This is a genomic window from Woeseia oceani (assembly GCF_001677435.1).
Lineage (GTDB): Bacteria > Pseudomonadota > Gammaproteobacteria > Steroidobacterales > Woeseiaceae > Woeseia > Woeseia oceani.
This window is the reverse complement of sequence record NZ_CP016268.1, coordinates 826,873-842,045: the sequence shown is the minus strand read 5'-3', so window position 1 is coordinate 842,045 and position 15,173 is coordinate 826,873. Positions and strand designations below refer to the sequence as shown.

Here is a 15,173-nt window from a genome sequence, read left to right as displayed (position 1 = left end):
CCGTCACGAACGCCAGCTACGCAACCGTCAACCGAAACCTAGTGTTGATCAGAGTTGCGTTGTTTTTGCATCTCGACAAACAGACGAGTGAGAAAGTGTCGCCAGTAAGAATCGAGCCGACAGGCCGACCACGCCTGGAGCGATCAGGCTGTCGCAAGGATCAATGAGTTGGTCTTGCCCCGATTGCTGCGGGCCGCCGATGGCTGCAGCAAAACGGATGCGTAACAGCGACCGGCTACCGGCATTGAAACCCGGTCCGTGCCGTATTGTTAACCGCGTGGCAGATGCAGTTCGGCCAGCATGCAGCGCACACTGCCACCGGCCGATGCTTCTATGCGGTCAATGGGTGCGCTGACTATTGTGGCAACCGCCTCGATCGCTGCCCGTTGCGCATCGGTCAGGGACTGATGTGCCTGCGCTGACATGGCCAGTACCCGTCCCCCGTCTTTCGCCCGCAACTCCAGCATGTTGCCAGCGAATGACTCGAGCTGTTCATAGCTGAGATCGACCAGAGCGTGCCCGGAATCAATGAGACTTTTCTGCACAGCCTCGCGTTGTGCAGCGTCGCGTATCGCCTGCAGGCAAATCACGGCGAGCGTCTCGCCGACGTTCATGAGCACATTGGTGTGATAAATCGCCGCGCCGTTGCTATCGACGGCGTCGAAGGCAAGCACATCGTAATCAAGCTGTTGCGCGAAATCGCCAAGCACGTCGAGGTGGGTACGTGACGACAGGCAGGCATACGCCAGCCGGTTCACCCGGTCCAGCACCAGGCTGCCGGTTCCTTCCAGATAGTGGCCGCGTTCTTCATGCGGCGACAGATCGATCACCCGACGAACGTGAAAACCGTGTTGCTGTGCCAGCCCGTCGATGATGTCCTGACGACGCTCGGTACGGCGGTTCTCGGCCTCCATCGGGTAGAGCACGACCGTGCCATCGGCATGGGTACTGATCCAGTTGTTCGGAAACACGGCGTCCGGCGTCGGCGGCTCTGCCGTGTCATCGACAACGACGACATCGACACCGGCCCGTTCAAGTGCAGCCGCGAGCCCGTTGAACTCGGCCAATGCCGCGGACTGCTGTTCGTCGGCGGTTAGCGAGGTCTTGCCCTGAAAGCGGTTGGACGCTGCCGTCAGCGGATTACTGAAAAAGCGCACGGGCCGAATCATCAGCACGGCATTGGCGAGTTGTGATTCAGCGCTTGAGGTCATATGGTTTCATCTGCCGTTTGGGCCATCGCCCGAACAACTGCGTACGGGGAAGCAAAGAATTATGCGCCTAATGAAGGACCGGCTGAAGCCCTATCTGCGCTTGCTGCGCAATCCGGGCTGGTTGTGTTTCGTCTGGTTTGGCATGACGGCAGGCATTTCGCTGCTGGAAGCCCCGGTCAAATTCACCGCCCCGGAACTCAGCCGGATTGCGGCGCTGGACGTTGGCCGGGTCGTATTCGCCGCACTTAACAAAGCCGAACTGGTGGCGCTGATACTGGTATTGATACTCGTCAGAAGCTCGGCGCTGGCGCGCTCGCTGTGGGCATTGGCCGGTGGGTTGGCGATGATCGTGCTCGCCCAATCGATCTGGCTGCTACCCATACTTGCCGAGCGCAGTCATATGATCGTCAGCGGTATCGAGCCGGCCGCGTCGTACGCACACGGCACCTACGCGGTACTGGAACTGAGCAAACTGCTGCTGCTCCTGGTACTCGGGTTTCGCTCGTTACGCGCCATCCGCTAGTCGCGGGAGCAATACGCAGACAACCTAGGCGCTGGCGCTCGGGCGCGCAGAAACGGCCTCGTGCCAGCGTCGTAAGTTTGCGCAGTCTGCGGTGAGATCGAGTTTCAGCCAGCGTGCGAAATCAACAGCGACCTGTGCCGAAATATCGGCGAGCGTGTAACGCTCTGTCGCGATGAACTCGCGTCCGTCCAGATGCGCATCGAGACGCTGGAAATACGCGATAGCGCGTAACCGGCCGCGTTCGGCAAGCTCGGGAATCTGCGGGTAGTTCTGCGCGCCGGAAATGGCCCGGTCCTTGAAACCCTTCAGCGTATTCCGAATGTATTCGGCGACCGCCAGCAGACCGTTGAATTCCAGCCGCGAGTTCCACATCAGCACCTCCGCGCGCTGCCGGGCGTTCTCGCCCAGCAGCGCCTGGCCCGGGAACTGTGACTCCAGATAGTCGCAGATTGCGAGCACCTCACAAATAGCGCTGCCATCATCGAGTTCGAGCACCGGCACCGCGCATTCCGGGTTTATACGGCGAAACGCTTCACTGAACTGCTCCCCGGCGCTGAGATCGATTTCGCGGCGTGGCAACTCGATACCTTTCTCGGCCATAAATATGCGCACGCGGCGCGGGTTGGGTGCACGGGTACAGTCGAGTAGTTGCATGATCGAGTCCTTTTCGAACGGGAGTAAGAGCCAGGCATTTGCCAACAAACGATAGTGCTACGAAGCGCTTGCGGCCGAACCTGCGTCAACGCGACACCCATACGTCTTTTTGAGTATGCTTGCCATTCACTACCGCATGCAACGCATCGCTCGGAGCAGAAGGTTTGATGATCTCATCCGGCTATTGGATCACCGCATTGGTCACTGCCGCCGCGGTTGTCGCCTGTGTCGTGCTGCACTACGAAACGCTGCGCATCATCAGCAAACGGGTACCGTTGCCCAACGACCGGCACCGCTCACGAATCGTCACATTGATTCTCAGCTTGCTGACGCTGCACATTGCAGAGATATGGATCTTCGGCAGCAGCTACTTCCTGCTGCTGTCATTTGGCGAGAATGGCACGCTTACCGGCACGGGAGCCATGTCGCTACTGGACTGCGTATACTATTCCGCGTCCGTATTTACGACGCTGGGCTTCGGCGACATTGTCCCTACCGGCGCAATTCGCTTCATGACCGGAACCGAGGCCATTGCCGGCCTGACCTTCATCACCTGGTCTGCCTCGTTTACCTTTCTGGTGATGCAAAAGTCCTGGGACTTCGGCCGTGACTGATCCGGCAACGGGCGCCACGCATGAACAACAAACGCTGCCAGCCGACGACGGACAGCTTATTTCGGTAAACCTCTGGCGACCCCTCGCGGCACCTCGAGGACTGGTGCAGGTAGTGCATGGCCTGTCCGAACACGCCGCACGCTATGAACGATTTGCCGCCGCATGTACCGCCCGCAACCTCACGGTTGTCGCCCACGATCACCGTGGACACGGTGTCGCCTGCACGGCGGAGGCACTTGGACACTTCGCCGACGACGCAGGCTGGGACAAGGTCATTGCTGACGTAAGAGTCGTCAACGCGGCTGTACGCAAAGAGTTTGAGGACCGGCCGCTCGCCATGCTGGGTCACAGCATGGGCAGTTATATCGCCCAGTCGTTTGTCATGCGGCACCCGGGCGCTGTGGACGCATTAGTCCTGTCAGGCTCGACATACGCACCGCGCCTGCAATTGCGCCTTGGCCAATTCGCCGCCTGGCTGGAAAGCAAACGGCACGACAAAAAACACCGCAGTCCCCTGCTGAACAAGCAGGCATTCGGCGCGTTTAACCAACGCTTTGAACCGGCGCGCACGGCGTTCGACTGGTTGTCTCGCGACACCCGGGAGGTCGATCGTTACCTGGCCGATCCGCACTGCGGCGCAGTTCCCAGCGCGCAACTCTGGCTCGACCTCATCGGCGGATTGCTGGAAATCGGTACAACCCGGGCGCTCAGATCCGTACCTGCAGACTTGCCGGTACTGATTACCGGTGGCAGCAACGACCCGGTCGGTGGCCGGCGCGGAATGGCAAGACTCGCCGCGCGTTGGACCCACACAGGGCATGAGAACGTAACACTGAACCTTTTCGACGACGCCCGCCACGAGATGCTCAATGAAACCAATCGTGACGAATTCACGCGTTTCGTCATCGACTGGATAGATCAGTCGACAGCCTGACTCAACAACTAGCGGCATAGCCCGCAGTGGTTTACGACACGCAACTGCCGCCGGAACAACCAGCGCTGGTCCAGCAGACAACAGCACGAAAAATGGCGCTTACCCGAAGGAAAGCGCCATTTATTCGAACCTCACGCCCGATTCAAGCGTGAGCAGCCTTGCGGCTTAGTCGAAGTCCGCCCGCAGACGGAAGTACCAGAAGCCACCGTCGAAGCCGTATGGCGTTCCGGTGTCGTACTTGTTACCCGATGTAATGCTGCCGTCGAAGTTATCCTGATCAAGCGGTCCCATTTCGTCAGCCAGATTCTGGACGCCAACTATGGCAGACCACGTGTCGCTAAATGTGTACCCAGCTTCAACATCAAAGATCCACTGCGAATCATTGCAGTGATCGTTGAAGTTAGCCTTGTTGCAGTCCAACGTGTAATTGGTACCATTCGGCCCTCGTGGCGTCGGATCGCTCGAGAAGCTTGAGCTGACCCAATCGTCATAAAAACTCGCGCGTGCGAGCAGACGCCAGTTACCAACAAAATGATTGTAGGTAAAGATACCGCGATTTCGCGGATTAAAGTGCTCAAGATCTACAACTCGATTGCGTGAAACCTCCGAACCAGCACTATCAACTTCCGTCTTAGTGTAGTTCCAGGCAGCTGTTAACGACCCGTTGCCAGCATTGCCGAAGTCCGTATTGTACGTTGCGACAAGATCGACACCCGTTGTAGTAGTGGCAAAGTCATTGGTGTAAAACGACACGGCACTCAGGCTAGACGCACCCGGAACCCCGATTTCCTCAAGACAGCGAGCAAGGTTCCGCGACTCGTTCCCAACCGGCAGGGCTTGCGTATTCGGGCAACTTGCACCGGCCGGAATCGGTGTCGAGGTGATGTCAATGGTACCGGTCTGAGCGATACGGTCTTCCAGCTCGATCTGGAATATATCGACCGTAAGATTCAGGGTGTCGCTGATCTCCCAGACCATGCCGGCCGAGAAGTTCGTTGCATCTTCCGGCTGCAATGCCTCGGCACCGAGGAACTGAGCGATCTGGTTGGTCGGCGGAATCTGGCCGCGTTGCAACAGTTCACCGTCAGTTACCGTACTCGACACCTTAGTGACGTTCGACTGACCTGGCGTCGGTGCACGGAAACCGGTACTGGCTGAACCGCGGACTGCAAACGTATCGGTCAGCGCCCAGCGTGCAGAAATCTTGCCGTTGGTCGTATCACCGAAATCTTCGAAGTCTTCGAAGCGCAAAGCCAGCGCCAGCGTAAAGTTTTGTACGATATCAGCTTCCAGTTCACCGTACATGGCAACGTTGGAACGACCGAACTCACCGGCCTGATTCGGGCTAAAGCCCGCAAAACCGTGCGCACCAACACTGAGGTCCGCCAATGGAATCGGATCGCCGTCGCCATTGACCTGGCAGTTAACGCCGTCTCCGTAGCAATTGGTACCTACGCCGCTGTTGTAGGCGAAACGACCGTCCTGCCAGGAGGCTTCTTCACCGATACGAACCGCAAAAACCTCGTCGCGATACTCCGCACCGAATGCGAAGCTCAGGTCCGATGCGAAAGCATCGACCTTAATCGGCATTACAAAGTCCACATTGAAGTTGGTCTCGGATTGCGTGTACGTGCCCACGTTAAAGTCACGCTGCAGCGCTCCGTTGACAAAGCCATCCGGACCGTTTGACGGGTTCCAGGTGTTATTCAGGAAAAAACTGACGGAGTTTCGGCCGTAGCTGCCACTGAAATCGTAGGACATGCCATTCTCGAACTCGCCGCGAATACCGCCGACAATCGACGTATCTTCGAGCGTACCGCCAAAACGCGGCGTGTAACCGCCCGGCATTTCCTGATTCACAACCCAGCAATTGGCAGGCAAAGCAGCCAGAGCGGCATTGTCTGCATCGACCGCTGCCTGGTTCAGCGGGCCACTGCCACCGGAGCCAGGGCTGACCAGCGCGGGACAGTTCGACACGTAGTTCTGCATACCACGCTCGACATTGGTGTCGACAATTGCGCGATAAGTCTCACCACCGAAACCGGCAGTGTAAACGCCGCCGCGGTCGTTCGGATTGCGGTAGAAGAAATCGCCTTCCGTCTCCCGGCCACCGACGTTACCGAACGCGTACAGTTCCTGCGATGGTGTTAACTGAATACCCATATTGATAAAGACGTTGTAGTTATCCCGGTACTCCGGTCCGCCCCAGAGCTGAGTATAGGGTTGCCGGACGGCAGTGTTGCCTGCCGCTATCAGGTTGGTTGCGTCAGTCCGCTGCAAGCTGCGAACGGTCTCGTCCTGTTCCATCCATTGGCCGGTGATGTTGATAAAACCGTCATCGCCAAGCGGAAAACCGGCGTTACCGGAAAGCTGAAACAGAGTACCGTCGCCCTCCATGTATTCGCCGGTACGCGCTTCCACGGTCACGCCATCGCGGTCGTCACGCAGTACGAAGTTCATTACACCGGCAATAGCATCAGAACCGTACTGTGCGGCTGCACCATCTCGCAGTATTTCCGTCTGTTTGATAGCGAGAGCCGGGATGGCAGAGATGTCAGCGCCCTGTGAACCGGCGGCGAGTGAGCCACCCAGTTCAGCGATAACACCGGAACGGTGGCGGCGCTTACCGTTAACCAGCACCAGCGAGTTATCCGGTGGCAAACCGCGCAAAGTCGCCGGGCGTACCAAGGTGGCCGCATCGGAGATTGCCTGCCTAGTGACGTTGTAAGACGGCACCGTATTGCGAAGCATGTCGTCGAGGTCGGTCGTGCCCATGTTCTCTAATTCCTGGCCGCTGACTACGTCAATAGGCACAGAGGAATCGGCCGCGCTGCGCTGAGCACGGCGGGTCCCCGTTGTAATGATTTCCTCAATCGGCTCGTCGGCTCGATTCTGCTGCGCCAACGACACTGTAGACATTCCCGGTGCGACCAGTGCTATAGCAGAGGCAGACATAAGCCACCGAAGGGACTTAGGTAAATTCCGCATGTGCATTCTCCCCCAAATATTGAAGCTGCATTATGTTGATCGCTTTCTTGCAACACCTTGCAGTGGAACAGACAGCGACCAGGTGATTGAAGCATTCTCCCGACTGAAAATACAGCATTCGACATGCCGCTAGAAGCTTTTTTTTAGTTTCAGCCGGAATCTCCTGTGGCTGAACGGCAACAATAATACAGTTACCGTAAAATCCTTTAGTTTCGCCATTCATATGCGCCCTAAATGGCAATTTCCGACCACCGTGGCAAACACGCAACATTGTTTTTATCGTCGTCCCGATACTGCTTGCCCGGGTCTGCCGAGGCGTGTTGCCACCATCCGTTGGATTCTTGCCCGGACTGGCCGGTTGTCTCGGGAGCGCCACACCCGCCTTGCGACCGCACACCCCGAACACGCAACGCCGGCTCTTGGCTGCAGCCGTTGCTGGCCGCCAGTTCCCCCCCCGGGCTACGTGCAATCGACCAGTTTGTGACGCAGTTAACCGGTTACAGATAAAACACTGTTTTCAAACCAATGGTTATGCGAGCCTTGCGACCCGACAGCCAGTCTGGCTAGCCGTTCCTCGTGTTGATGATTGATTTGTAAGGTGTATTTGTGGCGTTAAAGCGTAACTTTTGCGGCCTGCTGGCCCTCGTATTTGGGCTGATAATGATCCACCCGGGCACGGCACAGGCTGAAGGTGACTCGGCCATCCTCATGGCCGACCCGGAGCGCACCGTCATAGCCGCCGGTGTCTGGACCTCCGAAGACGGCAGCAAGGTGACTTACGAATCCCAGTATTTCGAGGCTTATCAGGCAGTTACTGCCGCTGACATGTTGCGCTGGGTGCCGGGTGGTGCGGAGCTCCTGCCCAGAAACGGGGGCAATAACAACAAAAAAGACAAACGCGGTTTCGGCTCCGGTGGCGACCAGATCCTGATCAATGGCAAGCGCCTTTCGGGCAAGTCCAATGACATCGGCAGTGCCATGCAACGCATCCAGGCCAACCTGGTATCACGCGTGGAACTGATTCGCGGCACCAGTCCCGGCCTCGACGTGCGCAGCGAAGGCACGTTGATAAATGTGGTCCTTAGCGAAGAAATTTCCGGAGGGGCCGGCTCCTGGCAGCTCCATTCCGGCTTTTACGGCAACGACACCGAGCTCGATGGCCTGATCTCCTACAGCAACTCGGCGGGTCGCCTGAATTACCTGGTCAGCGCCGAACTGGGACCGTACAACCGCGGCAACGATGTAGACCGCTACGAAGAATACTTCACGCCGGATAGCGGGGTACTGACCGAGCGCCGCGAAATCAACGAGCCCGAACTCAAAGAAGCGCTGGTGTTGAACAGCTCCGTTGGCTGGAGCTTCGCAAACGGCGATATGCTTAACCTGAATGGCCGCATCGCTGATCGCGACGAATTCAAGAACGAAACCACGCAGGTGTTCGTCGTCGGCGTTGCGGACACCAACACGCTGGAAAACACGTCGACCGAGCAGGCGCTGGAGTGGGAGCTCGGCGGCGATCTGGAACAGGAAATCGGCCGCGGCGTGCTGAAAACCCGGCTTATCTACGCGCTTGAAGACGAACAGGAAGGTGAGCGCATCGCGCAGACCTCCACCGACCCCGGTAACGTGCCGGCACAGTCGCTGGTTGAGACCGACTCGGTACGGACCGAGACCATTATTCGCAGCTCCTACAGCTGGACGCTGCGCAACGGTCAAAACGTGGAGCTGGGTGCCGAGGGCGCAAGAAACACACTGGAAACGGATGTCGCGTTGTTCGCAGTCGGGAATGACGGCACGTTGACACCGGTAACCCTGTTCAATGCGGACTCCGACGTTAATGAAGACCGCTTTGAGTTCTTCAGCACCCACTTCTGGCAGTTCAGTGACACCATGGCGCTGGAAAGCGCCCTGAACGTGGAGCACTCGAAAATCTCTCAGGAAGGCCAGGACGTAGATACCTCTCGAGCATTTACCTACGTGAAGCCGCGCTTTGACCTGCGCTGGGACATCGACGATTCGAATCAGCTCCGTGGCTCAGCCGAACGGACGATCAGCCAGCTCAACTTCAGCGACTTCGTCGCCAATTTCAACAGCGACGACGTTCAGGTCGCCGCCGGAAATCCGGACCTGGAGCCAGAAAAATCATGGCGTTACCAACTCGCGTACGAACGTCGCCTGACAAATGACACCGGAGTTCTGGAAGCGCAGCTGTTCTATCGGGACATTGAAGACCACATCGACAATATCCCGGTAACAGACAGCACTTCAGCGGCCGGCAACATTGGCGATGCCATGGTTATGGGGCTGACGCTGAAAGGCAGCTTCCGCCTCGCAACCATCGGTCTGGAGGGTGCGGTGCTGGATGCCAATTTTACCGTCCGCGACAGCGAAGCGACGGACCCGTTTACGGGCGATAAACGAAAAATGAGCTACCGGAACAAAACCCAGTATGGAATCAATTTCCGTCACGACCTACCGAGCTTGCGCTTCAATTACAACATTGAAGTCGACTGGAACGGCAAGCGTTACGCGAACGACATCAACTACCGCGAATCTTCGCAGTCCGTAAACCCCCGCACCAGCGTGAACATGCAATACCGATTGACAGATCGCATCGTGCTCTGGTTCGACACCCGCCTCGTATTCGACGGCCACGGTCGCCGGTTCCGGGAGCGCTACGACGGTAACGTGGCCGATGGCATTTTGCTGCGCCGCGAAGTCCGCGACCAATACTACCGCCGCGAACACATAGTGGGATTGCGCGGACAGTTTTGAGCAACCCGGTGCGGCTCGAAAAGACCAGCAGAACACAAAAAAAGGCAGCCATCGGGCTGCCTTTTTTTTGCCTGACCGGAAATCAATCCGGAAAAGAATCGTCTAGCTCTTCGACACGACGCTGTTATCGCTACGAAACTTGGCGATTACGGATATCGCCTCGAGGATGACAAGCACGCTGGTAATGAGCACGATGAGGTCAATGGTCACGAGCAGCCAGTTCTCGGCCAGCCAGAACTCCTGCAGCTTGATCAGCGCGGCCCAGCAAGACGTGATCATTACGAACACCATTGGTATCAACGTGTAACGCGCCGGGCGCCCCAGCTTGATCAACATTACACTGAGCACCAGCAAGGTCATGCCTGCGAGAATCTGGTTCGTGGAACCGAACAATGGCCAGATGATAAGACCACCGGAACCGCCCGCGCCGCCGGCACCGAAGGCCAGCAGCAAACAGCAGGTCACCGCAACCAGGGTCGCCACAATGCCGTTCCTGAAGACCGGGATGCCGTAAATTTCACCCCACTCCTGGATGATATAGCGCTGCAGACGAACGCCCGAATCCATGGTTGTACCCGCGAACAACACAACCATCGTCGCCAGCAACGTTGTCGAGATGCCTATCGGCAATCCCCAGCCATTATGAATCATCTGCGCGCCGCCCTGGATGAAAGTCCCCGCACCGGCCGTGCCGTATTTTTCGTAGATCTGATGCCAGAGTTCGGGCGTTGCCGCCAACGCCACACCACTTACAGCAACGATGGTGATCAACGCGAGCGAACCTTCACCGATTGCGCCAAGGTAACCGACAAACCGCGCATCCGTTTCCTTGTCGAGTTGCTTGGAACTGGTACCGGACGACACGATGCCGTGGAAACCGGATACCGCACCGCAAGCGATAGTGACAAACAACAATGGCATCAATGACGGCGCGCCTTCGACCATCTGCGTATTGAATGCCGGCGCGGAAATATCCGGAAGCGACAGGAGGACAGCGCCGTACAACAGGAACAGGCCGACGAACAACTGCATGCCGTTAATGAAATCGCGCGGTTGCAGCAGTACCCACACCGGCAACATCGATGCAATTGACGCGTAGATGAACAGCAGGATGATCCAGTTCGCATTGGCCGTCAGCCCGAACATCGAATCAGGCAACTCCATCGGTACGACACTGCCAATGTAAATCGACGCGTACAGCGCAATAACGCCGAGCACCGACAGCAGAGTCAGATTGAATCCACGCCGGAGAAACTGACCGATTAGCAGCGCCACCAGGATCGCCGACCATGCCGGAACCACGGCGCTCGGCGTGCCAATGAATGCATTGGCGATCACGACGCCAAACACGGCGTTTACCATCAGCAGCACCAGGAAGATAACGATCATGAACAACGCACGCGTGCGTTTGCCAATCACGTCTTCCGACAATGCGCCAATTGATTTGCCCTTGTGTCGTGCGCTTGCCCACAATGCACCGAAATCGTGAACGCCGGCGAAAAACACCGTGCCGATCGTTACCCACAAGACGGCGGGTACCCAGCCCCAGTAAACGGCAATGGCCGGACCGACGATCGGTGCGGCACCGGCAACGGACGTGAAGTGATGCCCCCACAGCACGAACTTGTTGGTTGGGCAGTAGTCGACCCCATCATTAAACTCATGTGCCGGCGTGACAAAGTCCGGATCCAGTCGATAAATTTTTGTCGCGATGAACCTGGAATACACGAACCAGCCGAACGTCATGCCGACTATTCCAAGTAGCACAATCATGATGGATTGCATGCCTACCCCCCAGTAATTTTTCTGCCGCCCGCTTAGCGGAATTTGGCGGCAGAGCTTAGCGCGTGCCGCCGGTTAGTGAAAGCTAAGTCGTTTTCCCCTTTTGTCTGGCGACAAAGCGAGAGAAAACGCTATACATAAACCAGACGATCAGGCCGGTAATTCCTGCCAGCAACATCCAGCGCATGAGCAAGGCGAAGAACGCCGCGTTAAGGTCTGGCAAGCTGTGGTTGTAGGCAAAGAACTCGCTGAAACGATCACTCATCCAGTGCCAACCGCTGTGCGCGAGTATCGCCGACAGAATGATGGTCCCTGCCCGCTCCGGCAAACCTGCGCGGAATAATAAGTTAAGCAGAGGCACAGCGATCAGGATGATAAGAATCTGCCCTGCTTCTACGCCAAGATTGAAAGCCAGCAACGATGTCAGCAAGTGCCCGCCGGCAAACTGCATTGTTTCGGCAAGCGCGAAAGAAAACCCGAAGCCGTGGACCAGTCCGAAGCCGAAGGCCACCAGCCAACGTCTTTCCCAGCGGGAACCCACCATGTTTTCCAGCGCCATATAGACGATCGACGCCGCTATCAATGATTCGATCAACGATGGAAACCAGATGGCACTCGGCGTAATGCCGAATGCGGAACCCATCAGCGTGATCGAATGCGCGACTGTAAACGAAGTGACAATCACCACAAGCGGCCGGATACGGCGAAACGGAATAATGAGGCACATGACGAAGAGCAAATGATCAATGCCGTCAAGAATATGTTCGAAACCGAACACCACGAATCGAGCGAAGGCGTGATGCCAGCGCGGATCCAGGTGCACGACGCCAGGGTCGTTGGAAAACTCGAACAGACGTTCGCTCGCGCCGGGCGCGAGGAAACGAACGACAGTCGTGGTGTTCAGACCGAGTCGTCGGAAATTCGGGTTAATGGAAAATTCGGCAGTATCTGCCTGTATCGGGTACTCGATAAGGACATCAAGCAATGCTTGCTGGTAGTACAGCTCGGTGCTGGTCGGCAATGGTGCACTTTGCACGTTCGCCAGTGCTGCTTCATAAGTCCTGAAAGAGCGATCGGACGGCAGCGACAGCCGCACCGCGGAAATCGTATAGCTGTCTATCTCCACACCGCCTTCGAATAGCTGTACTTCGTTAGCAATCCAGATTGTTGCTGCGTCGTGCAACGTTTCATCAATGTTCTCGAGGTCGAGAAAACCCGGCCCGCGCAGCGGAAAAACGACATCGCGCATGGCTTCCAGCGGCACCCGCACGAGCAGCTTGAGCTCGGAACCTTCGGGTTTGACGTAGCTTTGGACGACAACTTCGGTTGGAATTTCGTGAGCATCCGCAATCGGTGGAGCCAGGATCGGCAACAAGAGCGTCAATACCAGAAGCGGTCTTATCCTGCGCATCAATGAGGTCATTGCAATGGTAACCTTCCTCTCTGCCGATCAATGGTCGCCGACAATAGCGGGATTTACTGCCGCGATAAATGATTTCATCTGATTCAGGTGGCACTGTGCTTCCGGCGCGATAGTATTATGCTGCGCTTGACAGCAACGCTGTCGCTGCACATCGTCACGGTCTATTTTGGGGGGGGAGCACGGATGATGACAAAGAAACACGTTTACGCTGCTACTGCAGTGATCGCCATGATCGTTGCACTCGGCTGCGGACAGAAAGCACTGGACAACAGCGCAACCGCGCAGACCAAGCAAGCACCGTCATTCGTCGTCGATCCTTTCTGGCCGAAGCCGTTGCCGAACCACTGGATCCTTGGCGCAACCATCGGACTCGCGGTTGATTCGCGTGATCACGTCTACATCATTCACCGACGTGACACGTTCAATGAACGTACTGAAATCGGCGCCGCGACCGACCCGGTCAAAGCAGATTGCTGCATACCGGCACCGAATGTTCTCGAGTTCGACCCGGCGGGGAACCTGGTGAATCACTGGGGCGGACCGAACGAAGGATACGACTGGCCAACGTCGAACCATGGCATCACTGTCGATCACAAAGACAACATCTGGATCGGCGGCAACGGCCCAACGGACTCACACATTCTGAAGTTCACTCGCGACGGCAAGTTCATCGCGCAATACGGCACGCCCGGATCACCGACCGACAGTCATGACCCGAAAAACTTCGGCAGTGTGGCTGAAATATCGTTTGATCCATCGGCGAATGAAGCCTATGTGGCGGACGGCTACCGCAACAAACGCGTCGCCGTACTGGATGCTGATACCGGCGCCCTAAAACGCTATTGGGGCGCTTACGGCAACGAGCCGGACGACACCAACCTCGGCCCGTTCCGCCCGGGACAGGAACCCGCGCAACAGTTCCGCAACCCGGTGCATTGCGCTCAGCCTTCGCATGACGGCCTCGTCTACGTTTGTGACCGGGTCAACAACCGGCTACAAGTGTTCAAGACCGACGGTACATTTGTTCGTGAGCTCTTCGTCAAGCCCAACAGCCTCGGCGATGGCTCGGTGTGGGATATCTCCTTCTCGGCTGACGACGACCAGACCTACATTTACCTCGCCGACGGCACAAACCGGAAAATCTTCATCATCGAACGCGAGTCGCTGGAAATACTCACCAATTTCGGTGACGGCGGCCGCAATCCGGGCCAGTTCTTCGCGGTACACGGCATCGCGACTGACTCGAAGGGCAACATCTACACAACGGAAACTTACGAAGGCAAACGCCTGCAGAAGTTCAGCTACCAGGGCATGAAGCCCGTAACGGTCATGGATCAAGGCACACCGTGGCCTGCTGACAAGCTGTAAACCAACTTGTCCGCGCGATTCGAAAGCCCCGTTGCCAACGCAGCGGGGCTTTTTTGTGTCCGGAATATGCCTCGAGATGCACGCAGCATAGCCTCGCCGTATACTCGTTGCGAGACGTACACCGGATCACGCTGGCACTGGTGGCAGCGCTGACTATCGCACCAGGTACGACCACCCGGAAGCGCAATGCCGCATGTGGGCCTGCGACTATGCTGCTGCACAATTTATACCCCGGTTGATCGAGCTGACGATCCCGGGCTGACCAGGACCTCGACCCGCGCCGTCATTCGAACCCTCGCTACGGAGGAAAGCATGTCCAACGATCACCTCAAGGGCCAGCAGGCAGCTCGATTCGGGTCGGGCGCACCGACCAACTCGTCCACCGGATGGGTGAGCTACAACGCCGAAGTGCAGCGCCGCCAGCAACAGGAAGCGATGGAACGGCAACGCCAGACCGCGCGCCAACGGCAGACCCAGAGCAATCTTGGCGTAACTTCTGCCGGAGCTTGGTCGGGCAACGAGTCAGAGCGAGACTATGCTGACCACGATGAGACAGAGTCCGGCGCGCTCAGAAAAGTGCTGGCGTTCGTGATTGTATTCGTCAGCTTGCTGGTCATGACCTTCGGCGGCGCCGAGCGGCTGTTCGGCAGCACTGATCAAGCCATGGTGCCGGGCTGGTACCAGGCATTCGCAATATCGACACCGTTTATTATCACGGCACTGGTTCGCAAGCGCATTGGTGTAGCTGCGGTGGCCTGCGTCGCACTACTGCTTGCAAGCGCCTACCTGACTTAGAGTTCATCGGAGACGCAATTGCGACGCGCATACTTGCGTAGGCGGCCAATCGACTTGCTGGAGCAAGTTACGCGCATCGGCCGGAATTGCTGGCCACCTGGCGCAG

Annotated in this window: 11 protein-coding genes; 6 read left to right on the top strand and 5 right to left on the bottom strand. The window is 57.3% G+C overall.

All coding sequences use genetic code 11. The annotated features are described in order from the left end of the window. Nucleotides 1-269: 269 nt before the first annotated feature. The gene (gene ctlX, locus BA177_RS03660; RefSeq protein WP_068612963.1) at nucleotides 270-1,211 is read right to left on the bottom strand and encodes a citrulline utilization hydrolase CtlX; all 942 of its coding nucleotides are present in this window, start codon (nucleotides 1,209-1,211) and stop codon (nucleotides 270-272) included. 61 nt (nucleotides 1,212-1,272) lie between these two features. On the opposite strand from ctlX, the gene BA177_RS03655 reads away from it, so the two are divergent. Further along, a complete protein-coding gene (locus tag BA177_RS03655; protein ID WP_156762680.1) occupies nucleotides 1,273-1,734 on the top strand; it encodes a hypothetical protein in 462 nt (153 codons plus the stop codon). Nucleotides 1,735-1,758: 24 nt separating this feature from the next. Here the strand turns inward: BA177_RS03655 and BA177_RS03650 are convergent, their stop codons facing one another. Then, entirely contained in the window at nucleotides 1,759-2,388 is a 630-nt protein-coding gene (locus BA177_RS03650) for a glutathione S-transferase family protein (RefSeq protein WP_082989838.1), read from the bottom strand. Between the two features lie 167 nt (nucleotides 2,389-2,555). Between BA177_RS03650 and BA177_RS03645 the strand changes: the two genes are divergently transcribed. Both BA177_RS03645 and BA177_RS03640 read left to right on the top strand, forming a co-directional pair. After that, nucleotides 2,556-3,002: a potassium channel family protein gene (locus BA177_RS03645; RefSeq protein ID WP_068612957.1), complete on the top strand. Its 447-nt coding sequence runs from the start codon at nucleotides 2,556-2,558 to the stop codon at nucleotides 3,000-3,002. Continuing rightward, nucleotides 2,995-3,936 (top strand): alpha/beta fold hydrolase, encoded by a 942-nt coding sequence (locus BA177_RS03640; RefSeq protein WP_082989837.1) that lies wholly within the window; start codon nucleotides 2,995-2,997, stop codon nucleotides 3,934-3,936. The genes BA177_RS03645 and BA177_RS03640 overlap by 8 nt, the downstream gene beginning before the upstream one ends. A gap of 165 nt (nucleotides 3,937-4,101) precedes the next feature. On the opposite strand, the gene BA177_RS03635 is transcribed toward BA177_RS03640, so the two are convergent. Then, nucleotides 4,102-6,846 carry a TonB-dependent receptor plug domain-containing protein gene (locus BA177_RS03635; protein ID WP_197493309.1) on the bottom strand — a complete coding sequence of 915 codons (2,745 nt, stop codon included), beginning with the start codon at nucleotides 6,844-6,846 and terminating at the stop codon, nucleotides 4,102-4,104. A 684-nt stretch (nucleotides 6,847-7,530) separates the two neighbouring features. Here BA177_RS03635 and BA177_RS03625 point away from each other — a divergent pair. Beyond that, nucleotides 7,531-9,699, top strand: a complete 2,169-nt coding sequence (locus tag BA177_RS03625) for a TonB-dependent receptor plug domain-containing protein (RefSeq protein WP_156762678.1) — start codon at nucleotides 7,531-7,533, stop codon at nucleotides 9,697-9,699. Nucleotides 9,700-9,801: 102 nt separating this feature from the next. On the opposite strand, the gene BA177_RS03620 is transcribed toward BA177_RS03625, so the two are convergent. Together BA177_RS03620 and BA177_RS03615 are read right to left on the bottom strand one after the other, a co-directional pair. Beyond that, nucleotides 9,802-11,484: a carbon starvation CstA family protein gene (locus tag BA177_RS03620; RefSeq protein WP_068612944.1), complete on the bottom strand. Its 1,683-nt coding sequence runs from the start codon at nucleotides 11,482-11,484 to the stop codon at nucleotides 9,802-9,804. An 82-nt stretch (nucleotides 11,485-11,566) separates the two neighbouring features. Next, complete coding sequence (locus BA177_RS03615) at nucleotides 11,567-12,892, bottom strand: HupE/UreJ family protein (RefSeq protein WP_197493308.1); 1,326 nt, start codon at nucleotides 12,890-12,892, stop codon at nucleotides 11,567-11,569. A 195-nt stretch (nucleotides 12,893-13,087) separates the two neighbouring features. On the opposite strand from BA177_RS03615, the gene BA177_RS03610 reads away from it, so the two are divergent. Both BA177_RS03610 and BA177_RS03605 read left to right on the top strand, forming a co-directional pair. Further along, nucleotides 13,088-14,272 carry an NHL repeat-containing protein gene (locus BA177_RS03610; protein WP_197493307.1) on the top strand — a complete coding sequence of 395 codons (1,185 nt, stop codon included), beginning with the start codon at nucleotides 13,088-13,090 and terminating at the stop codon, nucleotides 14,270-14,272. 312 nt (nucleotides 14,273-14,584) lie between these two features. Further along, the gene (locus BA177_RS03605) at nucleotides 14,585-15,067 is read left to right on the top strand and encodes a hypothetical protein (RefSeq protein ID WP_068612938.1); all 483 of its coding nucleotides are present in this window, start codon (nucleotides 14,585-14,587) and stop codon (nucleotides 15,065-15,067) included. Nucleotides 15,068-15,173: the final 106 nt, after the last annotated feature.